This window comes from Streptomyces sp. CNP082 (assembly GCF_059570535.1).
Genome location: NZ_JCANSZ010000028.1, coordinates 1 through 25584, shown reverse-complemented (window position 1 = coordinate 25584; position 25584 = coordinate 1). Strand labels below are relative to the sequence as shown.

At 71.4% G+C, this 25584-nt stretch carries 25 protein-coding genes and 1 tRNA gene; 2 read left to right on the top strand and 24 right to left on the bottom strand.

Features of this window, described 5'->3' with window-relative positions:
• Window positions 1-98: 98 nt before the first annotated feature.
• The 24 genes from B124_RS21710 to B124_RS21595 form a co-directional block, all read right to left on the bottom strand.
• Window positions 99-539, bottom strand: a complete 441-nt coding sequence (locus tag B124_RS21710; protein WP_018842171.1) for a DUF2550 domain-containing protein — start codon at window positions 537-539, stop codon at window positions 99-101.
• Between the two features lie 36 nt (window positions 540-575).
• Window positions 576-959: a F0F1 ATP synthase subunit epsilon gene (locus tag B124_RS21705; protein WP_496504625.1), complete on the bottom strand. Its 384-nt coding sequence runs from the start codon at window positions 957-959 to the stop codon at window positions 576-578.
• A 107-nt stretch (window positions 960-1066) separates the two neighbouring features.
• Window positions 1067-2518, bottom strand: coding sequence for a F0F1 ATP synthase subunit beta (atpD, locus tag B124_RS21700; RefSeq protein ID WP_496504570.1), 1452 nt, complete (start codon window positions 2516-2518; stop codon window positions 1067-1069).
• Window positions 2519-2520: 2 nt separating this feature from the next.
• A complete protein-coding gene (locus B124_RS21695) occupies window positions 2521-3462 on the bottom strand; it encodes a F0F1 ATP synthase subunit gamma (protein WP_496504569.1) in 942 nt (313 codons plus the stop codon).
• A gap of 2 nt (window positions 3463-3464) precedes the next feature.
• The gene (gene atpA / locus B124_RS21690) at window positions 3465-5036 is read right to left on the bottom strand and encodes a F0F1 ATP synthase subunit alpha (protein ID WP_496504568.1); all 1572 of its coding nucleotides are present in this window, start codon (window positions 5034-5036) and stop codon (window positions 3465-3467) included.
• A gap of 104 nt (window positions 5037-5140) precedes the next feature.
• Window positions 5141-5956: a F0F1 ATP synthase subunit delta gene (locus tag B124_RS21685; RefSeq protein ID WP_496504567.1), complete on the bottom strand. Its 816-nt coding sequence runs from the start codon at window positions 5954-5956 to the stop codon at window positions 5141-5143.
• Window positions 5957-5978: 22 nt separating this feature from the next.
• On the bottom strand, window positions 5979-6545 hold the full coding sequence (locus B124_RS21680) for a F0F1 ATP synthase subunit B (RefSeq protein ID WP_496504566.1): 567 nt from the start codon (window positions 6543-6545) through the stop codon (window positions 5979-5981).
• A gap of 29 nt (window positions 6546-6574) precedes the next feature.
• On the bottom strand, window positions 6575-6817 hold the full coding sequence (gene atpE / locus B124_RS21675; RefSeq protein ID WP_026276655.1) for an ATP synthase F0 subunit C: 243 nt from the start codon (window positions 6815-6817) through the stop codon (window positions 6575-6577).
• A gap of 79 nt (window positions 6818-6896) precedes the next feature.
• On the bottom strand, window positions 6897-7715 hold the full coding sequence (gene atpB / locus B124_RS21670; RefSeq protein ID WP_496504565.1) for a F0F1 ATP synthase subunit A: 819 nt from the start codon (window positions 7713-7715) through the stop codon (window positions 6897-6899).
• Between the two features lie 196 nt (window positions 7716-7911).
• Window positions 7912-8361 (bottom strand): Cg1360 family ATP-synthase-associated protein, encoded by a 450-nt coding sequence (locus B124_RS21665; protein WP_496504564.1) that lies wholly within the window; start codon window positions 8359-8361, stop codon window positions 7912-7914.
• A gap of 258 nt (window positions 8362-8619) precedes the next feature.
• Entirely contained in the window at window positions 8620-9981 is a 1362-nt protein-coding gene (locus tag B124_RS21660; protein WP_496504563.1) for an MraY family glycosyltransferase, read from the bottom strand.
• Window positions 9982-10128: 147 nt separating this feature from the next.
• On the bottom strand, window positions 10129-10761 hold the full coding sequence (locus B124_RS21655) for an arsenate reductase/protein-tyrosine-phosphatase family protein (RefSeq protein WP_496504562.1): 633 nt from the start codon (window positions 10759-10761) through the stop codon (window positions 10129-10131).
• Entirely contained in the window at window positions 10758-11405 is a 648-nt protein-coding gene (locus B124_RS21650) for an L-threonylcarbamoyladenylate synthase (protein ID WP_496504561.1), read from the bottom strand. The genes B124_RS21655 and B124_RS21650 overlap by 4 nt, the downstream gene beginning before the upstream one ends.
• 13 nt (window positions 11406-11418) lie before the next feature.
• A complete protein-coding gene (gene prmC / locus B124_RS21645; RefSeq protein ID WP_496504560.1) occupies window positions 11419-12276 on the bottom strand; it encodes a peptide chain release factor N(5)-glutamine methyltransferase in 858 nt (285 codons plus the stop codon).
• A gap of 47 nt (window positions 12277-12323) precedes the next feature.
• Entirely contained in the window at window positions 12324-13403 is a 1080-nt protein-coding gene (gene prfA / locus B124_RS21640) for a peptide chain release factor 1 (RefSeq protein WP_496504559.1), read from the bottom strand.
• Window positions 13404-13622: 219 nt separating this feature from the next.
• Window positions 13623-13844, bottom strand: coding sequence for a 50S ribosomal protein L31 (gene rpmE, locus B124_RS21635; protein WP_018840095.1), 222 nt, complete (start codon window positions 13842-13844; stop codon window positions 13623-13625).
• 121 nt (window positions 13845-13965) lie between these two features.
• Window positions 13966-15117, bottom strand: a complete 1152-nt coding sequence (locus B124_RS21630; RefSeq protein WP_496504558.1) for an LCP family protein — start codon at window positions 15115-15117, stop codon at window positions 13966-13968.
• 207 nt (window positions 15118-15324) lie between these two features.
• The gene (rho, locus tag B124_RS21625; RefSeq protein WP_496504557.1) at window positions 15325-17397 is read right to left on the bottom strand and encodes a transcription termination factor Rho; all 2073 of its coding nucleotides are present in this window, start codon (window positions 17395-17397) and stop codon (window positions 15325-15327) included.
• A gap of 541 nt (window positions 17398-17938) precedes the next feature.
• Complete coding sequence (thrB, locus tag B124_RS21620) at window positions 17939-18916, bottom strand: homoserine kinase (RefSeq protein WP_496504556.1); 978 nt, start codon at window positions 18914-18916, stop codon at window positions 17939-17941.
• A 401-nt stretch (window positions 18917-19317) separates the two neighbouring features.
• Window positions 19318-20388 (bottom strand): threonine synthase, encoded by a 1071-nt coding sequence (gene thrC / locus B124_RS21615; RefSeq protein ID WP_496504555.1) that lies wholly within the window; start codon window positions 20386-20388, stop codon window positions 19318-19320.
• 36 nt (window positions 20389-20424) lie between these two features.
• Window positions 20425-21717, bottom strand: coding sequence for a homoserine dehydrogenase (locus B124_RS21610; protein ID WP_496504554.1), 1293 nt, complete (start codon window positions 21715-21717; stop codon window positions 20425-20427).
• Window positions 21718-21851: 134 nt separating this feature from the next.
• On the bottom strand, window positions 21852-23240 hold the full coding sequence (gene lysA, locus B124_RS21605) for a diaminopimelate decarboxylase (protein WP_496504553.1): 1389 nt from the start codon (window positions 23238-23240) through the stop codon (window positions 21852-21854).
• Window positions 23241-23304: 64 nt separating this feature from the next.
• Window positions 23305-24288, bottom strand: a complete 984-nt coding sequence (locus tag B124_RS21600) for a DALR anticodon-binding domain-containing protein (protein ID WP_496504552.1) — start codon at window positions 24286-24288, stop codon at window positions 23305-23307.
• A gap of 64 nt (window positions 24289-24352) precedes the next feature.
• Complete coding sequence (locus B124_RS21595) at window positions 24353-24805, bottom strand: response regulator (protein WP_496504551.1); 453 nt, start codon at window positions 24803-24805, stop codon at window positions 24353-24355.
• A gap of 163 nt (window positions 24806-24968) precedes the next feature.
• Between B124_RS21595 and B124_RS21590 the strand changes: the two genes are divergently transcribed.
• Window positions 24969-25040: transfer RNA gene (locus B124_RS21590), tRNA-Arg, on the top strand.
• Window positions 25041-25411: 371 nt separating this feature from the next.
• Window positions 25412-25584, top strand: a 173-nt coding sequence (locus B124_RS21585; RefSeq protein ID WP_496504624.1) for a transposase, incomplete at its 3' end; no start/stop codon positions are given.

Sequence of the window (25584 nt, the reverse complement as noted above, 5' to 3'; positions counted from 1 at the left end):
CCCCGGGTTCAGGCCCTCTCCGCCTGCCTCAGGAGCCTGCCTCGGGAGCCTGTCTCAGGACCCGCCCGGGAATTCCCGCCAACGGGTGACGGTGCGCGCTACGCCACGTTGACGCGCTGCCCCGGAGGCGCCGCCTCCAGCCAGGCGAGAAAGCCGGTGAGCGCGTCCTCGCTCATCGCCAGCTCGATGCGGTCCTCGTCGTGCCGGCAGGCCAGCACGACGGCGTCGGAGAGCAGCGCCAGCTCCTCCTCGCCCGCGGGGGCCCGGCGCTCCAGCACCTCGATGCCGTCCCGCCGCAGCACACGGCGCGGCCTCGGCGCGTACGAGAAGACGCGGAACCACTCGATGACGTCACCGCTGTAGCGGGCGACGCCGTACGCCCAGCCCTTCCCGGGCCGGTCGGCGCGGGCGGACCAGCGCAGGCTGCAGTCGAAAGTGCCGCCGGCCCGTTGGATCAGCCGGCGGCGCAGTCCGAAGAGAAAGAGGCCGAGCAGCAGCAAGGCGACCACCGCCCCGGCCAGCAGCAAAGCGAGGAACATCTCCACAGACCTCCTCGCCGCTCCGCTCGCGTGGCCTCAGCGGCCCGCCACGGCCAGGAGCCGTACTTCCGCACGTCGTTCCGCCCCCGCGTCCGCGTCCGCTTTGGCCCGCTCCAAGGCTCGTTCCGCGCGCTCCACGTCGATCTCGTCGGAGAGCTCGGCGATCTCGGCGAGCAGCGAGAGCTTGTTGTCCGCGAAGGAGATGAAGCCGCCGTGCACGGCCGCCACGACCGTGCCGTCACCGCCGGAGCCCGCCGTGCGGATCGTCACGGGGCCGGACTCCAGAACCGTGAGCAGCGGCTGGTGTCCGGGCATGATGCCGATGTCACCGGACGGGGTGCGCGCGATGACCCGGGTGGCCTCGCCGGACCAGACGCTACGGTCCGCGGCGACCAACTCGACGTGCAGCTCGGCCACGATGGCTCCTCAACTGGGGTTTAGCAGAGAATAACTGGTTTGCGGGCCGGGGGCGGGGCGAACCCCGCCCCCGATCGGCTCGGAGCCGGTGAAAACCGCGGGCGCATCCGTCAGGAGACGCCCAGCTCCTTCGCCTTGGCCTTGAGGTCCTCCAGGCCACCGCACATGAAGAACGCCTGCTCGGGGAAGTGGTCGTACTCGCCGTCGGCGATCGCGTTGAACGCGGCGATCGACTCGTCCAGCGGCACGTCAGAGCCGTCGAGACCGGTGAACTGCTTCGCCGCGTGGGTGTTCTGCGACAGGAAGCGCTCGATCCGGCGGGCCCGGGAGACGGTGAGCTTGTCCTCCTCGGAGAGCTCGTCCATACCCAGAATGGCGATGATGTCCTGCAGGTCCTTGTACTTCTGCAGGATCGCCTTCACACGGGTGGCGCACTCGTAGTGGTCCTGCGCGATGTAGCGCGGGTCGAGCACCCGGGAGGTGGAGGCCAGCGGGTCCACCGCGGGGTAGATGCCCTTCTCCGAGATCGGACGGGACAGCTCGGTCGTCGCGTCCAGGTGGGCGAAGGTGGTCGCCGGGGCCGGGTCGGTGTAGTCGTCCGCGGGCACGTAGATCGCCTGCATCGAGGTGATCGAGTGGCCCCGGGTCGAGGTGATGCGCTCCTGCAGCAGACCCATCTCGTCCGCCAGGTTCGGCTGGTAGCCCACCGCGGAGGGCATGCGGCCCAGCAGGGTGGAGACCTCGGAGCCGGCCTGGGTGAAGCGGAAGATGTTGTCGATGAAGAACAGCACGTCCTGCTTCTGCACGTCGCGGAAGTACTCCGCCATCGTCAGACCGGCCAGGGCGACGCGCAGCCGGGTGCCCGGCGGCTCGTCCATCTGCCCGAAGACCAGCGCGGTCTGCGGCAGCACGCCGGACTCGGCCATCTCCTCGATGAGGTCGTTGCCCTCACGGGTGCGCTCGCCGACGCCGGCGAACACCGAGACGCCCTCGTGCAGCTTGGCCACCCGCATGATCATCTCTTGGATGAGCACGGTCTTGCCGACGCCCGCGCCACCGAACAGGCCGATCTTGCCGCCCTTGACGTACGGGGTGAGGAGGTCAACGACCTTCAGACCGGTCTCGAACATCTCGGTCTTGGCTTCGAGCTGGTCGAAGGGGGGGGCCGTGCGGTGGATCGCCCAGCGCTCGGTGATCTCCGACTCGTCGACCTCGTCGTTGAGGATCTCACCCAGGGTGTTGAACACCCGGCCCTTGGTGACGTCGCCGACCGGGACCGTCAGGCCCTCGCCGGTGTCGGTCACCGGGGCCTGGCGGACCAGGCCGTCGGTGGGCTGCATGGAGATGGCGCGGACCAGGCCCTCACCGAGGTGCTGGGCGACCTCCAGGGTCAGCACCTTGGTCTCACCCGCGTTGGCGGGGTCGGAGACCTCGACGGTCAGCGCGTTGTAGATGTCGGGCATCGCGTCGACGGGGAACTCCACGTCGACGACCGGGCCGATGACCCGCGCGACGCGGCCGGTAGCCGTGCCGGTCGCGGGGGCAGTCGTAGCAGTGGTCATGGTTATCGGTCACTCCCCGCAGAGGCGTCGGCCAGGGCGTTCGCGCCACCGACGATCTCGCTGATTTCCTGGGTGATTTCGGCCTGGCGGGCCTGGTTGGCAAGCCGCGTGAGCGACTTGATGAGCTCCTCGGCGTTGTCCGTCGCCGACTTCATCGCACGGCGGGTGGCGGCGTGCTTGGAGGCGGCCGACTGCAGCAGCGCGTTGTAGATCCGGCTCTCGACGTACCGCGGCAGCAGCGCGTCGAGCACGCCGTCCGCGGACGGCTCGAAGTCGTACAGCGCGCGGATCTCCTGGTCCTTCCCGCGCGCCTCCTCGAAGACCTCCGCCGACTCCACGGCCGTCTTCTCGAAGACGATCGGGAGCAGCCGCTTGTCCATCGCGGTCTGCGTCATCATCGAGTGGAACTCGGTGTAGACGATGTGGATCTCGTCCACGCCGCCCTCCGAGGTCTCCTTGCTCAGCGCCTCGATGAGCGGCGCGGCCACCTTCTTCGCGTCCGCGTACGTCGGGTTGTCGGTGAACCCGGTCCACGACCCGGCCACCCGCCGCTCGCGGAAGCCGAAGTACGCCACGCCCTTGCGGCCGACGACGTAGTGCTCGACCTGTCTGCCCAGGCCGGTCAGCCGGTTGGTCAGCACCTCGGCCTGCTTGATGGCGTTGGAGTTGTAGCCGCCGGCCAGACCGCGGTCGCTGGTGATCAGCAGCACCGCGGAGCGCACCGGGTGCTCCTGCTCGGTGGTCAGCGGGTGCTTGATGTCGGAGCCCGCGGCCACCGCCGTGACGGCGTTGGTCAGCTCGGTCGCGTACGGCGCGGAGGCCGCCACCTGGCGCTGCGCCTTGACGACGCGCGAGGCGGCGATCATCTCCATCGCCTTGGTGATCTTCTTGGTCGCAGAGACGCTACGGATCCGCCTCTTGTAGACCCGCATCTGGGCGCCCATGCTCAGCCCTCGCCCAGCAGCTTGCCGTCCGAGGTCTCGAACTGCCGCTTGAAGGACTCGACCGCCTCGCGGAGCGCGTCGATGGTCTCGTCGGGCATCTTGCCGCCCTCGCGGATGCCCGTGAGCAGGTCCTTGTTCTCACGGTGCAGGTGGTCGAGCAGCTCGCGCTCGAACCGCTTGACGTCCGCGACGGGCACGTCGTCCAGGATCCCGTTGGTGCCGGACCAGACGGACACGACCTGGTCCTCGGTGGGGAAGGGCGCGTACTGCGGCTGCTTCATCAGCTCCATCATCCGCTGGCCCCGCTCCAGGGCCGCCTTGGAGGCGGCGTCCAGGTCGGAGCCGAAGGCGGCGAACGCCTCCAGCTCGCGGAACTGCGCCAGGTCCAGCTTCAGCCGGCCGGAGACCTGCCGGATCGCCCGGTGCTGGGCGGCACCGCCGACGCGGGAGACGGAGATACCGACGTTCAGCGCCGGGCGCTGGCCCGAGTTGAACAGGTCGGACTCCAGGAAGCACTGGCCGTCGGTGATGGAGATCACGTTGGTCGGAATGTACGCCGACACGTCGTTCGCCTTGGTCTCGATGACCGGCAGGCCCGTCATCGAGCCGGCGCCCATGTCGTCCGAGAGCTTGGCGCAGCGCTCCAGCAGCCGGGAGTGCAGGTAGAAGACGTCACCGGGGTACGCCTCGCGGCCCGGCGGGCGGCGCAGCAGCAGCGACACGGCGCGGTACGCCTCGGCCTGCTTGGACAGGTCGTCGAAGATGATCAGGACGTGCTTGCCCTGGTACATCCAGTGCTGGCCGATGGCCGAGCCGGTGTAGGGGGCCAGGTACTTGAAGCCCGCCGGGTCGGACGCCGGGGCCGCCACGATCGTGGTGTACTCGAGCGCACCGGCCTCCTCCAGCGCGCCGCGCACGCCGGCGATAGTGGAGCCCTTCTGGCCGATCGCCACGTAGATGCAGCGGACCTGCTTGTTCGGGTCGCCGGAGCGCCAGTTGTCGCGCTGGTTGATGATCGTGTCGATGCCGAGGGCGGTCTTGCCCGTCTGCCGGTCACCGATGATCAGCTGGCGCTGGCCGCGGCCGATGGGGGTCATCGCGTCGACGGCCTTGTAGCCGGTCTCCATCGGCTCGTGCACCGACTTGCGCTGCATGACCGTGGGAGCCTGCAGCTCCAGCGCACGGCGGCCCTCGGTCGCGATCTCGCCGAGGCCGTCCACCGCGTTGCCCAGGGGGTCGACGACCCGTCCCAGGTAACCGTCGCCGACCGGCACGGACAGGACCTCACCGGTCCGGGTGACCGACTGCCCCTCCTCGATGCCCCTGAACTCGCCGAGGACGACCGCACCGATCTCCCGCTCCTCCAGGTTGAGGGCGAGGCCGAGGGTGCCGTCCTCGAACTTCAGCAGCTCGTTCGCCATCGCCGAGGGCAGCCCCTCGATCTTGGCGATGCCGTCCATGGCCTGCGATACCGTGCCGACCTCTTCGCGCGAGGCCGCGTCCGGCTGGTACGACTGGACATAGCTTTCCAGCGCGTCCCGGATCTCCTCCGGCCGGATCGTGAGCTCCGCCATCTGGGTTCCCTGCTCTCCTTGTTGGGCCCGTAAGTTCTTGCGTCCACGGCCCAACTCGGGCCGCTGGTGATGCTCTGGAGTTGGTGTGTGACGGCCGGTGACCGTCAGCCCGCCATGCCGCGCTTCACCTCGTCGAGGCGGTCGGCGATGGAGCCGTTGATGACCTCGTCGCCCACCCGCACCGAGATCCCGCCGAGGACCGCGGGGTCCACGTCCAGGTTCAGGTGCATGTCCCGGCCGTACAGCCGGGACAGCGCCGCGCCCAGGCGCTCCTTCTGCCCGTCGCTGAGCGGCACGGCGGTGGATACGACCGCGACCATCCGGTCCCGGCGCTCCGCGGCGAGCTTGGACAGGGCCTCCAGGCCCCCTTCCAGGCTACGGCCCCGCGGGCGCTCGACGAGCCGCACGACCAGCCGCTCGGTGACCGGGTTCGCCCGGCCGCCCAGCAGCGAGTGCAGCAGCCCGGCCTTGGCCGACCCGGTGCCCACCCGGTCGGTGAGCGCGCCGCGCAGTTGCTTGTCGGCGGCGACGATCCGGCCGAACCGGAACAGCTCGTCCTCGACATCGTCCAGCTCCCCCGCGCGCTGCGCGGCGGTGAGGTCCGCGGTGTCGGCGAGCTCTTCGAGCACGTCGACCAGGTCGCGCGCCCGCGACCAGCGGGCCCGTACCATCCCGGCGACCAGGTCGGCGGCCTCGCCGCCGATCTGTCCGCCGAGGACCCGGCCGACCAGCTCGGCCTTGGCCTCACCGGGCTGCGCCGGGTCGGTCAGGGCCCGGCGCAGGGTCACCTCGCGGTCCAGCAGCGCGGTCACGGCGGCCAGCTCACCGGCCAGCTCCGCCGCGTCGACGGACGTGCTGTCGGTCAGCGCGTCGAGCTGTTCCCGGGAGGCGGCCAGCGCCTCGCGGCTCGCGCCATTCATCGGTCACGCTCCGTTCCGGCGTTCATGCCCCGGCCTCGGCCTTCGTCCCGGACTGGTCGGCGGCCTTGGCCTCCAGCTCGTCCAGGAACCGGTCGACGACGCGGCTCTGCCGGGCGTGGTCCTCAAGGGACTCGCCGACCAGCTTGCCGGCCAGCTCGGTGGCGAGCGTGCCGACGTCCTGGCGCAGCGCCAGCGAGGCGGCCTTCTTGTCGGCCTCGACCTGGGCGTGACCGGCAGCGATGATCTCCTCACGCTGCCGCTGGCCCTCGGCCCGCATCTCGGCGATGAGGGCCGCACCCTGCTCGCGAGCCTCCTCGCGCAGCCGGTTGGCCTCGTGCCGGGCCTCGGCGAGCTGGGCCTTGTACTGGTCCAGCGTCTGCTCCGCCTCGATCTGGGCGGCCTCGGCCTTCTCCATGCCGCCCTCGATGGCCGCCTGCCGCTCCTCCAGCACCTCGTTGATGCGCGGCAGGAGCTTCTTGGCCAGCAGGCCGAAGACGATGAAGAAGGCGATCAGGCCGATGACGAGTTCCGGCATCGGCGGGATGAGAGGGTTCTGCTCCTCTTCGGCCGCGATCTGCAGGAGGTTCACATCGGTGCCTTTCGTCGGAAGGAGTCCGCTCAGGACGGGTAAACGAACGGCATGACGATGCCGATGAGGGCGAGCGCCTCACAGAAGGCGAAGCCCAGAATCATGTTCTGCCGGATCAGGCCGACGGCCTCGGGCTGGCGGGCCATGGCCTGCACGCCGTTACCGAAGATGTAGCCGATGCCGACACCGGGGCCGATCGCGGCGAGGCCGTAGCCGATGGCGCCGAGGTTGCCCTTGATCTCGACGGCGGCGAGAGTCTCCATGACAGCCATGGGTGTTTCTTCCTTCTCTTCTACGGGCCGGTGGGGGTTGGCCACCGGACGAATCGGGGTGGTGCAGTGGTGCGGTGGCTCAGTGCGACTCTTCGAGCGCGCCCGAGATGTAGCTGGCGGTCAGCACGACGAACACGTACGCCTGGACGGCCTGGATGAACAGCTCGAAGGCGATCATCACCAGCACCATCACGAAGGCCACCGGCGCGTAGGCGAAGCCCCAGCTGTTCATGAAGAACCAGGTGGCGATGGTGAACATCACGAGCAGCAGGTGGCCGGCGAACATGTTCGCGAAGAGCCGCACCGCGTGCGTGAAGGGCCGCACGAGCACGTTGGAGAAGAACTCGATCAGCATGACCAGCGGCAGCACGCCGCCCAGCGACTTGTCGTAGCCGGTGAGGTTCTTCAGCGCGCCGACGAAGCCGTGCCGCTTGAAGGTCAGGGTCATCCAGGTCACGTAGACCACGGCCGCGAGGGCGGCGGGGAAGGCGATGATCGAGGTCACCGGGAACTGCGCGAGCGGGATGACCGACCAGAGGTTCATCAGCCAGATGAAGAAGAAGAGGGAGACCAGCAGCGGCACCCACTTCTCGCCTTCCTTCTTGCCGATGGTCTCGTAGGCGATGCCGCGGCGTACGAAGTCGTAGCCGGACTCGGCGACCATCTGCAGCTTGCCCGGGACGACCTTGGGGCTGGCGAACGCCTTCCAGAAGAAGACGCAGAGCACCAGCGTCGTCACGAGCGCGAGCAGGATCGGCTTGTTGAACTCGAAGCCGCCGATCTCGAACATCGGCTTGAAGACGAAGGAGTGCAGGCCGGGGGACTGGAAGCCGCAACCACCATCAACGAAGATCTTGCAACTCGCGTCGAAAGCGAGCGTCGTATCAGCAGCACTCACCGGCGAGCTCCTTCGGCGTGACGCATGGCTACGGCAACCTCAATGTGTCGGCGTTGTGCACCGCTGGTGAGCGGTACGTGACAGGACGGGATCCGGTCGGCGGGATGCGGTGCGGCCTTGCGGCCCGCGGCGCACACGCGCACCGGCGCGGCAGGGGGACGATAGCAGTTGCGGATCACTGCTCGGGCGGCGCCCCTCATCGCCCGGCCTCGGTGGTTGTACCGGAGCGCTGTTCACCCGCTCCGGTTTCTCGCTCCGGCTCCACGTACAGCATCTTCAGCCGGAAGTGGGCACGGCCCATGGCGGCGGTGAACACCAGCGCCGCGGCGAGCACCGTGAAGCCGAACGCCTTGGTGTTGAAGAGCGTCGTGTCCTTGAACAGGCCCATGACGACGGCGAGCAGCAACACCTGGGAGGTGTAGGTGATCAACGCGATCCCGAGGAACAACTCGGGGTTCTTGCGCGAGAAGTGCTGGAGTGCGAGGAGGCCGAGACAGAAGAAGGCGAGGACCACCACGGTGGCTGCGGCGGCTCCCACGCCGCCCTTCGTGCCGGCCGCAAGTGAGCTGATGACCACTGCGACGACGCCGGCGAGGGCGGTCGGGATCGCGGCGCCACGGAGGATCCGGGCGTCGTTGACCTGCATATGTGGAGTCTCCGGCGGGAGTCGGGAGCAACTGGTCGACGGTGACGAGCGTGTCCCCGGAGCGACTGCACCGCACCTGGGGGCATCGCGCCAGAGAACCGTCGCACTACGGTCCTTCGGCTCTGCACCGGGTTCTCGTGAACGGTATCACAAGCATCTTGACCCGAGCTTTACCCGGGAAGTGTGCTGCCCGTCACACGAAGGTGCCAACGCCCGCCGTGTCACCCCGTTCACCTGGAGATATGCCTGCTAACGGGCTCAATGTCCGGCCCGGCGCCAGCGCGAGCGCTCCCCTACTGCCGTCGATCCGCTGATGCCCGCCGGGACGAGTTCGTGTTCCTGTGAACCCGGCGCCTCCTTCGCGGAGTTCGAGTCGTTTGTCCCGTTCGCCCCATTGGCCGGGACCGGCTCACCGCCGGACTCCGTACCGTCGCCGCGGCCCTCGCCGTCGGCGTCTCCGCGCCGGTAGCGCGGCGGTACGAGCTTGTTGGCCCACGACGGCGTCTTCGGCGCGAACCGCGGCAGCAGCAACAGCACCAGCCCCGCGGCGCTCAGGCCGACCGCCACCAGCACCACCCAGACGTTGTCCGCCTGCACCGAGAAGGCCACCATCCCGAACGCGACCAGCGCCGACCAGAAGTACATGAGCAGCACGGCCCGCATGTGCGAGTGGCCCATCTCCAGCAGCCGGTGGTGCAGGTGGCCGCGGTCGGCCGCGAACGGCGACTGGCCGCGCCACGTGCGCCGGACGACGGCCAGCACCAGGTCAAGCATCGGGATCGCCAGGATCGTCAGCGGCAGCACCAGCGGGATGAACACCGGCACCGTCGAGCGCACGGCCTGCTTCTCGCTGCCCGCGAAGACCTGCAGCGCGTCCGGATCCACCTGCCCCGTAATGGAGATCGCCCCGGCGGCCAGCACCAGGCCGAGCAGCATCGAGCCGGAGTCGCCCATGAAGATCCGCGCCGGGTGCACGTTGTGCGGCAGGAAGCCGATGCACATGCCCAGCAGCACGGCGGAGAAGAGCGCGGCGGGGGCGGCGGCCTCGATGCCGTAGCCGAACCAGATGCGGTACGCGTACATGAAGAACGCCGCCGAGGCGATGCCCACCATGCCGGCGGCCAGCCCGTCGAGGCCGTCCACGAAGTTGACGGCGTTGATCGAGATGACGACGAGCGCGACGGTCAGCAACGTGCCCTGCATCGGCGTCAGCACCACCGTGCCCACGCCCGGGACCGGGATCCACAGGATCGTCAGGCCCTGCAGCACCATGACGCCCGCGGCGATCATCTGCGCGCCGAGCTTGAGCAGGGCGTCCACGCCCCACTTGTCGTCCAGCACGCCGATCACCCAGATCAGCGCGGCCCCGGACAGCAGCGCCTTGGGTTCGTTGAGCTCGAAGACCCGCTCGAACGCCTGCAACTGCGACGCGACGAGCAGCGCGGCGCACATCCCGCCGAACATGGCGATGCCGCCGAGTCTCGGCGTCGGCTCGCTGTGCACGTCACGGTCCCGGATTTCCGGCATCGCGCCGGCCGCGATCGCGAACTTCCGCACCGGGCCGGTCAGCAGATAGGTGACAGCGGCTGCGATGCACAGCGTCAGCAGGTATTCACGCACAAGCTGCCCCAGAGGTTTCGCTGTTCCGTTCAGCCACACACATTAGCCCGCTCCCGGGCCTCCGTTCTCCGGTACGGACCCAAGGCCCGTCCGGGCCCGTACAGGAATAGACCCGCCAGCCGCCCGACCGGTTGCATCCGGCCATCCTCAGGCGGCGGCCGGGACGCCGGTGAGCGCCGTCACCACCGGGTCGAGCGCCTGCCCGATCTCCTCGCCGATCCGGCGGAAGTACGGCACGGGCGCCCCGTACGGGTCGTACACCTCGTCCGCCGCCGGGCTGGGCGCCAGCAGCCAGCCGCGCAGCGCCGCGGCGGCCTGTACCAGCGCGTGCGCGCGCGCCACCGGGCCCTCGCGGGCGGGCGGGAGCGTGGCGGAGTCTATGGCCCGTACCAGCCGGGCGAACTCCTTGAGCGTGAACGTGCGCAGCCCCGCGGAGTGCCCCATGGAGATCACCTGCGCCCGGTGGTCCCGGGTCGCGGTCAGCACCAGATCCGCCCGGATCACGTGCTCGTCGCGCAGCTCCCGCGCCGCGAACCCGTCCGGATCCGCCCCCGACTCGCGCAGCACCGTCGCCGCGTGCGCCTCCATCGGCGCGCCCTCGTGCCCCCAGGTGCCCGCGCTCTCCACCCGGATGCCCGCCGCGGGGCGCGGGCCGAGGCGCACGTCGAGGGCATGCCGCGTCAGCCGCTCGGTGATCGGCGAGCGGCAGACGTTGCCGGTGCTGACGTGGAGGATCCGGAATCCCTGTATGTCCCCCGTGCGCCCCTCGGGCGCGGTCAACTGGCGACCTCGAGCCCGCCTGCGACCTCGCGCAGTTGCTCCGCGGTCACCGCGCCCTCGCGCAGCAGCACCGGCGTCCGGCCGGTGAGATCCACGATCGAGGACGGCACCGCGGCCGGCGTCGGGCCGCCGTCGAGATAGACCGAGACCGACTCGCCCAGCATCTCCTGGGCGGCGTTGCAGTCCTGCGGGGCGGGGTGGCCGGTGAGGTTGGCGCTGGAGACGGCCATCGGGCCGACCTCCTTGAGGAGTTCGAGCGCCACCGGGTGCAGCGGCATGCGTACCGCCACCGTGCCGCGGGTCTCGCCCAGGTCCCAGGTCAGCGACGGCTGGTGCTGTGCGACGACGGTCAACGCGCCCGGCCAGAAGGCGTCGATGAGCTCCCACGCCTCCTCGCTGAGGTCCTTGACCAGGCCGTGCAGCGTGTTCGGCGAGCCGATGAGCACCGGGGTGGGCATGTTGCGCCCGCGGCCCTTGGCGTCCAGCAGCGCCGCCACCGCCTCGCCGGCGAAGGCGTCGGCGCCGACGCCGTAGACCGTGTCGGTGGGCAGGACGACCAGCTCGCCGCGGCGGACTGCGGACGCGGCCTCGCGCAGCCCGGTCCTGCGATCGGCCGCATCGCTGCAGTCGTAGCGCCGTGCCATGTCACTCTCCTTCTCAGGTACGGACCCTGCGGGCGGTCGCGAATCGAGGCCGGTTGTTCAGGTCGGGGTGGTCGGCGGCATCCGCCCAGCCGCGTTCCTCTGTGAAGAGCCACGGCACCTGGCCGCCCTGGGTGTCGGCGTGCTCGACGACCAGCACCCCGCCGGGGCGCAGCAGCCGCCGGGCCGCGACCTCCAGACCGCGGATGAGGTCGAGGCCGTCCTCGCCGGAGAAGAGCGCGGCCTGGGGGTCGTGGTCGCGGGCTTCCGGAGCGACATGCTCCCACTCGGTCAGCGGGATGTACGGCGGATTGCTGATGACCAGGTCGACTTGGCCGTTCAGCTCGGGCAGCGCGGTGCGCGCGTCTCCATGGTGCAGCACGACCCGGGCGCCGCCGTCGTTGTGCGCGGCGTTCTTACGCGCCCAGCCCAGCGCCGTCTCCTCCAGCTCGACGGCGTGCACCGCGGCCCGCGGCACCTCCTGCGCCATGGCCAGCGCGATGGCGCCGGAGCCGGTGCACAGGTCGACGATCAGCGGCTCGACGACGTCCATCGCGCGCACCGCCGCTATGGCCCAGTCCACCACGGACTCGGTCTCCGGCCGCGGCACGAAGACGCCGGGGCCGACCTGGAGTTCCAGGTAGCGGAAGTAGGCGACGCCGGTGATGTGCTGCAGCGGCTCGCGGGCCTCGCGGCGGGCGACGGCCTCCCAGTAGCGGGCGTCGAAGTCGGCGTCGGCGACGCGGTGCAGCTCGCCCCGGGGCACGCCGTGCACGTACGCCGCCAGCTCCTCCGCGTCGAATCGCGGGGAGGGCACGCCGGCGTCGGCGAGCCGCCGTGTGGCCTGTGCCACTTCGACGAGCAGCAGGTTCACGATCCCTCCGGTCCCTCGGACGTATCCCGTGCTGTTTTCAACCGGGTTCAGCCGGCGTCCGCGAGCTTGGCCGCGGCGTCCGCGTCCACGCATGCCTGGATCACCGCGTCCAGCTCCCCGTCGAGCACCTGGTCCAGGTTGTACGCCTTGAATCCGACCCGGTGGTCGGAGATCCGGTTCTCCGGGAAGTTGTACGTGCGGATGCGCTCCGACCGGTCCACCGTACGCACCTGGCTGCGGCGCGCGTCCGCCGCCTCCTTCTCCGCCTCCTCCTGCGCCTCGGCGAGCAGCCTCGCCCGCAGGATACGCATCGCCTGCTCCCTGTTCTGCAGTTGGCTCTTCTCGTTCTGGCAGGAGACCACGATGCCGGTGGGCAGGTGCGTGATGCGTACCGCGGAGTCCGTCGTGTTGACGGACTGGCCGCCGGGGCCCGAGGAGCGGTAGACGTCGATGCGCAGGTCGTTCGGGCCGATCTCGACCTCGTCGACGTCCTCGGCCTCGGGCAGCACCAGCACGCCCGCGGCGGAGGTGTGGATACGGCCCTGCGACTCGGTGGCCGGCACCCGCTGCACGCGGTGCACGCCGCCCTCGTACTTCAGCCGCGCCCACACGCCCTGGCCGGGCTCGGCGGGGGCACCCCCCTTGGCCTTCACGGAGACCGAGACGTCCTTGTAGCCGCCGAGGTCGGACTCGTTGGCGTCCAGCAGCTCCGTCTTCCAGCCCTGCCGCTCGGCGTAGCGCAGGTACATCCGCAGCAGGTCGCCGGCGAACAGCGCGGACTCCTCGCCGCCCTCGCCGGCCTTGACCTCCAGGATGACGTTCTTGTCGTCGCTGGGGTCGCGCGGTACGAGCAGCAGCCGCAGCCGCTCCGTCAGCTCCTCGCGCTCCCGCTCCAGGCTCTTGGCCTCGGCGGCGAAGTCCGGGTCCTCCGCGGCCAGCTCGCGGGCGTCGGCGGCGTCCTCGCCGGCGCGCTCCCAGGCGCGGTACGCGGCGATGATCGGGGTCAGCTCGGCGTAGCGCTTGTTGAGCCTGGTGGCGCGGCGCTGGTCGGCGTGCACGCCGGGGTCGGCAAGCTGCTGCTCAAGGCTGGCGTGCTCGCCGATGAGATCCTTGACGACCTCGAACATCGTGGGGCGCTCCGTAGGGGGAATCAGCAGAACCAGGCGCGGGCGGCCGGGCGGGAGGAAGCGGCGGGGGGCCGGGCGGGAGGAAGCGGCGGGCGGCCGGGCGGGAGGAAGCGGTGGGCGGCCGGGCGGGAGGAATAGGGCCGGCCGGGCGGGACGAAAAACGTGCGCCGGCCCGGTCCGCCCCACCTCGGGGCAGCCGGCCCGGCGCACGCGGACGAGCTACTTCTTCGCCGCGGCCTGCTTGCCGAAGCGGGCCTCGAAGCGGGCCACGCGGCCACCGGTGTCGAGGATCTTCTGCTTGCCCGTGTAGAACGGGTGGCATGCGGAGCAGATGTCCGCGCGGATGGTGCCGGAGGTGACGGTGCTCCGGGTGGTGAAGGAGTTACCACAGGTGCAGCTCACCTGGGTCTCCACGTACTCCGGGTGGATGTCGCGCTTCAAGGGATTCTCCTAGGTTCGGGAGGGCTCCGGGTCGATCGGCGGGCTGCGTCACGTGAACCGGGGCCGACGTACCAGTCTACGAGGACCGGTCGTGCACGCAAAAACGGGTCCCGGGCCCCCGTTATTCCACGGCCCGCGCTCCCCCGCCGGCGGGCGCGATCTCCGCGAGTCTCCCGTCCCTGGCCGACGGCGCGGTGACCACGCGGTCACCGTCCGTCTGCGAGGCGGCGGCGTCCTTCAGCGCGGCCCGGGGTATCGGCCGGTCCTCCCGCAGCGCCTTCCAGACCTGCGCGGACTCCTTCTCCAGCGGCACGACGCGGTTGGCGTCCTGCTCGTCGAAGGTCACCGGGAGGGTCACCATCCGCATGTCGTCCGGGCCTATGTCGCCCAGGCTCTCGGCCAGCCGGCGCAGCTCGTTCACCGAGCCCAGCTCGTCGTCCGTGGTGATCGACTTGGTGGCGGTGTCGGCGAGCCGGATGAGCTTGGCGGGGCTGGTCAGCAGGTCGACCTGGCCGACCTGCTGCACGAGCGCCTTGACGAAGACCTGCTGGAGCTCTATGCGGCCCAGGTCACTGCCGTCGCCGATGCCCTTGCGGGTACGGACCAGGCCGAGCGCCTGCTCGCCGTCCAGGGTGTGGGTGCCGGCTTTGAGGTCGAGGTGGCTGTCGGGGTCGTCGATGTCCTGGCGGGTGGTGATCTCCACCCCGCCGAGCTGGTCGACGAGCCGCTTGAAGCCGCTGAAGTCGACCTCGACGAAGTGGTCCATGCGCACCCCGGTCATCTTCTCCACCGTCTTGACGGTGCAGGCCGGGCCGCCGACGGAGTACGACTCGTTGAACATCGCGCGCTCGGCGGCGGGCGCGGTGCCGCCGCCGTCGCGCTTGCACGCGGGGCGGTCGACGAGGGTGTCGCGGGGGATGCTGACGACGCTGGCGCGCTTCCGGTCCTCGTAGACGTGGACGATCATCGCGGTGTCGGAGCGGGCGCCGCCGCCGTCGCGCCCGTACTCGGCGTTCTCGCCGGCCCGGGAGTCGGAGCCGAGGACGAGGATGTCCAGGGAGTCGCCGGGCAGGTCCTCGGGCCGGTCGCCGCCGAGCTTGGCGTCCAGGTCGACGCTGGTCAGGTTGCCGTCGAGGCGGAAGTACAGGTACGTGAGCCCGGCCCCGCCGAGGATCACCGCCCCGACGAGCACCCAGACCGCCACGAGGAGCGCCTTGCGGCGCGGACTGCGCGGGCGGCGGCCGGGATCCCCGGCTGCGTACGGTTCCGCCATCGGCTCCTCACCTCGGCTGTTCAGGTCCCTGACGCGCCGCGGGCAGATCCGAACATTTCCCCACATTCACCGACAGGGATCACCTAAAAGGGTTACACACGTCTTGGTGAACGCGCAAAAGCCTCCCCTCGTTCCAAGGGGAGGCTTTTGCCTACGAGAACTGCCCGACCTGCACCGATTCGCGTGGGACCGGTGCCGAAGACGGCGCTAGTCGCCGTTGGGCGTGGGCGTCGTCTTCTGGATCTGCAGCAGGAACTCGGCGTTGCTCTTGGTCTGCTTCATCTTGTCCAGCAGCAGCTCCATGGCCTGCTGCTGGTCCAGCGCGTGCAGCACCCGGCGGAGCTTCCAGACGATGGCCAGCTCGTCGCTGCCCATCAGGATCTCCTCCTTGCGGGTGCCGGAGGCGTCCACGTCGACCGCGGGGAAGATGCGCTTGTCCGAGAGCTTCCGGTCCAGGCGCAGCTCCATGTTGCCGGTGCCCTTGAACTCCTCGAAGATCACCTCGTCCATCCGCGAGCCGGTCTCGACCAGCGCGGTGGCCAGGATGGTCAGCGAGCCGCCGTCCTCGATGTTGCGCGCGGCGCCGAAGAACTTCTTCGGCGGGTAGAGCGCCGTGGAGTCCACACCGCCGGACAGGATGCGGCCGGAGGCGGGCGCCGCCAGGTTGTACGCGCGGCCCAGCCGGGTGATCGAGTCCAGCAGCACCACGACGTCGTGGCCCAGCTCGACGAGCCGCTTGGCCCGCTCGATGGACAGCTCGGCGACCGTGGTGTGGTCCTCCGCCGGGCGGTCGAAGGTCGAGGAGATGACCTCGCCCTTCACCGACCGCTGCATGTCGGTGACCTCCTCGGGCCGCTCGTCGACGAGGACGACCATGAGGTGGCACTCGGGGTTGTTGGTGGTGATCGCGTTGGCGATCGACTGCAGGATCATCGTCTTGCCGGTCTTCGGCGGCGCCACGATCAGCCCGCGCTGCCCCTTGCCGATGGGCGAGACGAGGTCGATGATCCGCGGCGTCAGCGCGCCCGGGTCGCTCTCCAGGCGCAGCCGGTCCTGCGGGTAGAGCGGGGTGAGCTTGCCGAACTCCGCCCGGCCGCGGCTCTGTTCCGGCGCCTGGCCGTTGACCGAGTCGAGCCGGACCAGCGCGTTGAACTTCTCCCGGCGCTCGCCCTCCCGCGGCTGGCGCACCGCGCCCGTGACGTGGTCGCCCTTGCGCAGGCCGTTCTTGCGCACCTGGGCCAGCGAGACGTAGACGTCGTTGGGGCCCGGCAGGTAGCCGGAGGTGCGGACGAAGGCGTAGTTGTCGAGGATGTCGAGGATGCCCGCGACCGGGATCAGGACGTCGTCCTCGGCGATCTGCGGCTCGCTGAAGTCCTCGCGCCCGCGGCGCCCGCGGCGGTCGCGGTAGCGGCCCCTGCGGCCGCGCCGGCCGCCCTCGAAGTCGTCGTCCTGCTGCTGCCGGCCGCCGCCCTGGCTCTGCTGGCCGCCGCCCTGGCCCTGATGGCCGCTGCCGCCGTCGTCGCCCTTGTTGCGGCGGTTCTGCCGGTCGCGGCGCCCGCCGCCCTGCCGGTCGCCGCCGCCCTGGCGGTCGCCCTTCTGCCGGCCGCCGTCGCCGGACTGCTTGGCGTCGCCGCCCTTCTCGGACTTGTCGGCCTTCTCGGCCTTGTCGGCACGGTCAGCCTTCTCAGCCTTGTCGGCCTTGTCGGCCTTGTCGCTCTTGTCGCCGCCCGCGGCCTGCTCGGCGCCGGAGTCCTGCGCCTTGACGGGCTGGCCGGGAATGTCGATCCGCGAGTCGCCGTCGTCCGTGCGGCCGGCGGTCTCGGCCTGCTCGGCCTCGCCGGTACGGGCCCGGGAGGTGGCCCGGCGCTTGGGCCGCGCCGCGCCGCCGTCCGCCTGCCCGTCCTTGACGGCCGCCTTGTCCGCGGCAGTACCCGCCTTGTCCGCGGCGGTACCGGCCTTGTCCGCGGCGGTACCGGCCTTGTCCGCGGCGGTACCGGCCTTGTCCGCGGCGGACTTGCCGCCGTCGGCGCCCTGCCTCTCCTTGATCACCTCGATGAGCTGGCTCTTGCGCATCCGAGCGGTGCCCCGGATCCCGAGGCCGGATGCGATCTGCTGGAGCTCCGCCAGGACCATGCCCTCCAGGCCGGCGCCGCGACGGCGCCTGGTCGAACCGGCGGTGGTTGCGGGAGCTCCCCCAGTCTCCTGCTGGGAGGCACCCCCAGAAGCTGGGCTGGCGGCGTTCTCTGCGTTGACGCCCATCAGATCGGTGGTGTCGCTCACGAAGGGTCCTTCCCTGGAGCGGTGCGTCGGCCTGTCTGGCTCGGCGACCGGTCGTGCTCTCCGGCTGCGGCCCGTGCGTTTGCATCCGCGGGTCCGCGTCGGTGCGGTGGTCCGCCGTACGGCGGTGAAGACTGTGCAGGGTCGGCATGCTGATGGCGCGGGGCACTCGGGTGGGTGTCACGCACGACAGCGGTGCCGATTCGGGAGCGTCACTGCACCGGCAGGCTGCTCAGGCAATGTGGAAGGCTCCCGGAAGAAAGGCTGCCCCGGCGGGGAAATCCCCTGGTGGGACCTGCCCCCGGGCCCTGCGGCCCGGAGAGACCCCAGCACACAGCACGGCCGTGTTGAGCCTACGACTGACGTGCGCTGGTGCTGCCTTGAGGTTAACACTATCGGATCCTGCAGACATTCCCCCTCTCCCGGCGCCGGCGGCCGGTCCGTGTTGGGCAACCTGTGGTACGGGTGTCAGGCGGGCGGTGCGCGCGGGCCGGTGACCTGCGCGTGCCCGCGTACGTCGCGTGGCACGGCCGCCGCGGGGCGCTCAGGCCAGCGGCAGCACGCTCGCCCCCTCCCGGTCGAGGTCCAGCCGGTTCGCCGCCCAGCCGTCGCCCGCCGAACGGGCGACCTCCTCGGCCGCGCCGTCCTTGGCGAACGCCAGCACCGTCGGCCCCGCGCCGGAGATCACCGCGGGCACGCCGTCCGCGCGCAGCCGGGCCACCAGCGCCGTGCTCTCCGGCATCGCCGGCGCCCGGTAGTCCTGGTGCAGCCGGTCCTCGGTGGCCGTGAGCAGCAGCTCGGGGCGCCGGGTCAGCGCCTCGACGAACAGGGCCGCGCGGGCGGCGGTCAGCGCCGCGTCCCCGTGCGGCACGGTACGGGGCAGCAGGCCGCGGGCCTCCGCGGTGGACAGCGGGTTGCCGGGGACGAAGATCACCGGGACGACGCCCCCGGCCGGCTCCAGCCGGATGGCCCGTACCGACGCGGCGGGGGCGTCCCCGGGCGCCGTGCCCGCGCCGCCCGTGCCGTCGTCCGTCCAGGCCAGGGTGAAGCCGCCGAGCAGGCACGCCGCGACGTTGTCGGGGTGGCCCTCCAGCTCCGCCGCCAGCTCCAGCATCGCCGCCTTCTCGTGCGGGGTGTCCAGGGCGCCCGAACGCTCGGCGCCGCCTATCGTCACCGCCCGCGCCGCGATGATGCCGGCGCAGATCGCCGCGGCGGACGAGCCGAGCCCGCGGCCGTGCGGAATCCGGTTGGCGCACACCACTTCGAGGCCCCGCGGCTGCCCGCCCAGCGCCTCGAAGGCGGCCCGCATGGCCCGTACCAGCAGGTGGGACTCGTCCCGCGGCAGGTTCTCGGCGCCCTCGCCGGCGATGTCGACGTGCAGCCCGGACTCGGCGACCCGGACGACCACGTCGTCGTACAGCCCGAGGGCGAGTCCGAACGTGTCGAAGCCGGGGCCGAGGTTGGCACTGGTCGCCGGCACGCGGACGCGTACGGGCGCGGCGCGGAAGGCTGGACCGGCCATCGCTTGCGTGACTCTCCTTGTTGCTTTCACCCGGTCTCCCGGGCGGTGGGGAAATCAGCTCGGTTACGACTGTGCCCGACCGGCGCCTCCGCGGCACATCGTGCGCGCGCGGACGAGCGGTACGGGCAGCATGCGGAAGGGGGTGCCCGGCTCGACCGGCGGGCTCAACGACAGCTTATCGAAGGTGGGTTCCCCTGCGACATAGGGCGCACAGGAGGCGCTCGATGCGCGGCCCGCGCACGTCCCCGGCAGCCGGCCGGCCCGCCGGTGCGGCGCGGGCCGGGGGCCCGGGCGGGGCGGCACCCTGCCTTGGCCGTACGGGCTGCCGCCCGGTCCGTACGCCGGTGCGCCCGGTCCGTACGGGCGTGGGCCCGGCCGGGCGCGGGCAGCGGGCGCCCCGGTCAGGCCAGCCCCAGCCGCTCCGCCGCCGCGTCCGCGTCGACCGGCACGGCGAGGGGCTGCGGGGCGCCGGCGACCGCCCAGTCGGGGTCCTTCAGGCCGTTGCCGGTGACCGTGCAGACGATCCGCTGGCCGGGGTCGACCAGGCCCAGCTCGGCGGCCTGCAGCAGCCCCGCGACGCTCGCCGCGGAGGCGGGCTCGACGAAGACGCCCTCCTGCGCGGCCAGCAGCTTGTACGCCCGCAGGATCTGCCGGTCGGTGACCGCGTCGATGTGCCCGCCGGACTCGTCGCGCGCCTGCTCGGCCAGTTGCCAGGAGGCGGGGTTGCCGATGCGGATGGCGGTGGCCAGCGTGCTCGGGTCCTTCACCGGCTCGCCGCGCACGATCGGGGCCGCGCCCGCCGCCTGGTAGCCCCACATCCGGGGGGTGCGGGTGGCGGGGCCGGCGCCGTTGTCGTGATACTCGCGGTAGCCCTTCCAGTACGAGGTGATGTTGCCGGCGTTGCCCACGGGCAGGACGTGGATGTCCGGGGCGTCGCCGAGCGCGTCCACGACCTCGAAGGCGGCGGTCTTCTGGCCCTCGATACGCGCCGGGTTGACGGAGTTCACCAGCGCCACCGGGTACTTGTCGCTGAGCGCGCGGGCCAGCGTCAGGCAGTCGTCGAAGTTGCCGTCGACCTGGAGGATGCGCGCCCCGTGCACCAGCGCCTGGCCCATCTTGCCCAGCGCGATCTTGCCCTGCGGCACCAGCACGGCGCAGGTCATCCCGGCCCGTACCGCGTAAGCGGCGGCGGAGGCCGAGGTGTTGCCCGTCGAGGCGCAGATGACGGCCCGGGCGCCCGACTCCTTCGCCACGGAGATCGCCATCGTCATGCCGCGGTCCTTGAAGGACCCGGTGGGGTTGGCGCCCTCCACCTTCAGGTGCACGTCGCACCCCGTGCGCTCGGAGAGCACCTGGGCCGGCACCAGGGGGGTCCCGCCCTCCCGGAGCGTCACCACCGGAGTCGCCGCGCTGACCGGCAGCCGGTCGCGGTACTCCTCGATGACGCCCCGCCACTGGCGGGTGCCAGACATTCGTGGTTCGTCGATCACTGCGTCCATTTCCTCAACTCACTCCCCTTCGACCCGCATGGTGCTGGCCACGCCGCGTACGGTCTCCAGCTTCCGGAGCGCCTCGACCGTGGCCGCCAGCGCGGCGTCGGTCGCCCGGTGCGTGACCACCACGAGCGACGCCTCGCCATCCTTGCCCTGCTGCCGGACCGTGTCGATCGACACGTCGTGCTCGGCGAAGACCGCCGCCACATGGGCGAGCACGCCCGCCCGGTCGGCCACGTCCAGGCTGATGTGGTAGCGCGTCACGACGGAGTCGGGCGGCGCCACCGGCAGTTGCGCGTACGCGCTCTCGCCCGGCCCGCTGCCGCCGCTGAGCCGGTGCCGGCAGACCGCGACCAGGTCGCCGAGCACGGCGCTCGCGGTCGGCGCACCGCCGGCGCCCGGGCCGTAGAACATGAGCTGCCCGGCCGCGCTGGCCTCAACGAAGACGGCGTTGTACGCCTCGCGCACGGAGGCCAGCGGGTGCGTCAGCGGGATCATCGCCGGGTGCACCCGCGCGGTGACGGACCTGCCGTCGGGCGTGCGCTCGCAGATGGCGAGCAGCTTGACCGTACAGCCCATCCGGGTCGCGGACGCCATGTCGGCGGCGGTGATCTCGGTGATGCCCTGGCGGTGCACGTCGTCGAGGCGGACCCGGGTGTGGAAGGCGAGGCCGGCGAGGATCGCGGCCTTGGCGGCGGCGTCGTAGCCCTCGACGTCGGCCGTGGGGTCGGCCTCGGCGTAGCCGAGCGCGGTGGCCTCCTCCAGCGCCTCGGCGTAGCCGGCGCCGGAGGTGGCCATGCGGTCGAGGATGAAGTTGGTGGTGCCGTTGAGGATGCCCAGCACGCGGTTGACCTTGTCGCCGGCGAGCGACTCGCGCAGCGGGCGGACGAGCGGGATGGCGCCGGCGACGGCGGCCTCGTAGAAGAGGTCGACGCCGTGCCGGGCGGCGGCGGCGTGGAGGCTGGGGCCGTCCTCGGCCAGGAGCGCCTTGTTGCCGGTGACGACGCTGGCGCCGTGGTCGAAGGCGGTGGTGATGAGCGTACGGGCCGGCTCCAGGCCGCCGATCAGTTCGATGACGACATCGAGGTCGCCGCGTTTGACCAGCGCCGTGGCATCCGTGGTGACCAGCTCGTCCGGGATCCCCGGCCGCGCGACGCCCGCGCGCCGCACCGCGACTCCCGCCAGCTCGACCGGGGCGCCTATGCGGGCGGCGAGGTCGGCGGCGTCCGCCGTCATGATGCGCGCGACCTCGGAGCCGACGGACCCGCAGCCCAGGAGCGCCACCTTCAGCGGACGCCTCTCGCTCATACGACCTCGTTCCTCGTTCCTCACGTGCACCGATGGGGGGATTCCAGTCTCACGCAGCGGCGGGCGATCGCGATGCCCTGTCCGGATGCCGAGACGCGCCGTTTACGGCTTGAGATATGAGGGCTGCGCGCCGCTCAGCCCACGTCGAGCCGCAGCAGGTCCTCCTCCGTCTCGCGGCGCACGATCTCCCGCGCCGCGCCGTCCGCCACGGCCACCACGGGCGGGCGCAGCACGTGGTTGTAGTTGCTCGCCATGGCGCGGCAGTACGCCCCGGTGGCCGGCACCGCGAGCAGGTCGCCGACCGCCAGGTCCGCCGGCAGATAGGCGTCGCGTACGACGATGTCGCCGGACTCACAGTGCTTGCCGACGACGCGGGCGAGCATCGGCTCGGCGGTGGAGGCGCGGGAGGCCAGCGCGACCGAGTACTCGGCGTCGTAGAGCGCGGTGCGGATGTTGTCCGACATGCCGCCGTCCACGCTCACGTACGTGCGCAGCCCCTGGAGTTCCTTGACCGTCCCGACCTCGTACAGCGTGAAGGCGGTGGGCCCGACGATGGCGCGGCCCGGCTCGACGGACAGCCGCGGCATGGCAAGCCCCGCGGCGGTGCACTCGCGGGAGACGATGTCGCGCAGCGCCTTGGCGATCTCGTACGGCTCGCGCGGGTCGTCCTCGGGCGTGTACGCGATGCCGAGGCCGCCGCCGAGGTCGATCTCGGGCAACTGCACCCCGTGCTCGTCGCGGATCTGCGCCAGCAGGCCGACGACGCGGCGGGCGGAGACCTCGAAGCCGGCCATGTCGAAGATCTGCGAGCCGATGTGGCTGTGGATGCCGGCCAGCTCCAGGGAGTCGAGCTTCAGCACGCGCCGTACCGCCTCGGCCGCCTGGCCGTCGGCGAGCGCGAGACCGAACTTCTGGTCCTCGTGGGCGGTGGCGATGAACTCGTGCGTGTGCGCCTCGACACCGACGGTCACCCGGATCTGCACCCGCTGGCGCCTGCCCAGCCGCTCGGCGATGTGCGCGACGCGGACGATCTCCTGGTACGAGTCGAGCACGATCCGCCCGACGCCGGCCTCGACGGCCCGCTCGATCTCGCCGGGGCTCTTGTTGTTGCCGTGCATCGCGATCCGCTCGGCCGGCATCCCGGCGGCCAGCGCGGTCGCCAGCTCCCCGCCGGAGCACACGTCGAGGTTCAGCCCCTCCTCGCGCAGCCAGCGGACGACGGCGCGGGAGAGGAACGCCTTGCCGGCGTAGAAGACGTCGGCGCCCTCGAAGGCGTCGGTCCAGGCGCGGCAGCGGGCGCGGAAGTCCTCCTCGTCGAGGAAGAAGGCGGGGGTGCCGAACTCCTCGGCGAGCCGGGTCACGGGCAGCCCGCCGACGGTGACGACGCCGTCGGCGCCGCGGGCGACGGTACGGGCCCAGACCTGCGGGTCGAGGTCGTTGAGGTCGGCGGGCGGGGCGGCGTAGTGCCCTTCGGGCAGCACGTCGCCGTGCCGGGGGCCGGCGGGGTGGGCGGATCGGCTCACGGCGGGGTACTCCTTCGGTGGTGCGGGATTCTCACGGGTGCCTCACGGTCGCTCACGGGGTTCTTCAGATGTGCTCGGGCGCCCGGATGCCGAGCAGGGTGAGGCCGTTGCGCAGGGCGACGCCGGCGGCGGCGGCCTGCCGCAGCCGGGCCCGGCGCCCGGCGGTGGGCTCCTCGTCGCCGCTGGGCAGGGCGGGGTGGGCCGCCTCGGCGGCGAGGAAGGCGCCGGCCAGGACGTCGAGGTGCCGGGCGAGCCGGTCGGGCGCGCGGCGGCGGGCGGCGGTCTCCACGACGGCGGGGAGCTCGCCGATGGCGGCGCGCAGGGCGCCGTCGGTGCGAGTGTGCCGTACGGGGACGGCGGGCGCGGCGGCGGGTGGACCGTCGAGCCCGAGGGCGGCGGCGGCCCGGGCGAGGGCGGCGGTACGGGCGTGGGCGTACTGGACCCGGAAGAGGGGGCTGCTCTCGCGCCGCAGGAGCAGCCCCGGGGTGAGCCGCGGCCGTTGCCGGGCGGGGGCGCGCAGGAAGGCCCACCGGAGCGCGTCGGCGGGAAAGCCGCCGGGGTCGGCGGCGGGCAGGGCCCGTACCCGTACGACGTCACCGTCCTCGCCCAGCGACGCACCGGCCGCGGGCAGCAGCCGCCGCAGGACGTCGGCCCACACACGAGCCCGCAGGTGCCCGTCGGCAACGAGGCGCACCTCCTCTCCGTCCAGGAAGTCCCCGCTCCCGAACAGCTCCCCGGCGACGATCGCGTCCTCGACCGGATCTCCGCCGCCCCCCAGGGTGATGTTGAGGAACCCGGGCCCGGTGACGGTCACGGCGGCGATGCCGGGCTGGGCGGCAAGCCGCTCGCGGAGCAGCACCGCCACGTCGAGGGGATCGCGACCGGCGGCATGGGCGAGCTGCAGGGCGGCATTCGTGGCGTAATCCCCGCACCCCCCGGGCCGGGGCCGCTCCACGACGACACGCGCCGGCACGGGTGCGCCGAACTCACCCACCGCGGCGGATCGCACCGTACGCAATACGGTGCCGGTGAGCTCTGCGGGGTCCACGCCACCAGCGTACGAGAGCCACGGGGTAGGGAGGCGACCCCTTTTTACCGGACTCGTCCCCGCCTCAGCACACCGGCGACCCGGCGGGCTCCGCGTCGTCGGCGGCATCCCCGGCAACAGACTCCCCGACCCGCTGAGAGCCCCGCCGCGCAGCCAGCCGCCGCACGATGCGTACCAGCTCGACGGGCTCGAAGGGCTTCGCCAGGAACGCATCCACCCCGGCCGCCCGCCCGGCCTCGACCTGAAGCTGACTGCACCCGCTCACCACCGCTATCGGCAGCTCCCGAGTCCTCGGATCGGCCCGCAGCCGGGCCGCGGTCCGCAGCCCGTCGAGCCGGGGCATGACGATGTCGAGCGTCACGACATCGGGGCGCACCCGATGGACGACTTCCAGACACTCGGCACCATCGGCCGCGGTCACGACCTCGAAACCTTCAAGTTCGAGATTGACCCTGATCAACTGCCGGATCACCTTGTTGTCATCGACGACAAGGACCCGACCGGACAAGCCAGGCACATGGGAAAGGGTAGGCGCGCCCGCCCCCCTACGTCCGGCTTTTGGACACTTCTGCCCCTGACCTGCACACACACCCCGCCCCCCACCCCAAAAACCCGGTACCCGACCACCCCCCGGAAGCTGGTAGGGTTCTACCCGTCACCGCACCACCACGCGGCGACACGCCCCCGTAGCTCAGGGGATAGAGCAACGGCCTCCGGAGCCGTGTGCGCAGGTTCGAATCCTGCCGGGGGCACTTCGCTTGAGGTGCCCAAGACCCCGTGACCAGCGCAAGCGCTGAGGGCGGGGTCTTCGTACGTATGCAGCCGAAGGCTGTCCGACGCGGCTCCATGCCACTGATCACGTAATGACCACGTAATGATCTTGGATGCCGCCCAAGCCTGGGTGCCTCCGGTCCTACCAGGGAAGTTGACGCACGAATCCACTACGGGGCACCCCCGGGCTCCTCTCCTGCCGCTTCCTACGAGAGCTTGGTGGGGACTAGCCTCGCGCTTTCGCGAGGTGGGCTGTCCGTTGGCTGATCAAATGAGCGAGGAGTGCATCTGACCTGGGACGATGGGACTTGTCTAGGGTCCTGTTCGTCGTCAGGGAAGCTGCACTCCTCAGGTGAAGAAGAGTATCGGGTCGTACCCTCGCTTGCGTGTCCGGGACGACGGCCGACAGGTCGTCTCACAGGCCGGTTCGGTCCTGCTCGTGGAAACGGTCCGCAAGAGTGGGCTTGACCAGGCCATATCCGCGGCTCTTGCTCCGTGGCGGAAGCCGCGGGCCATCCATGATCC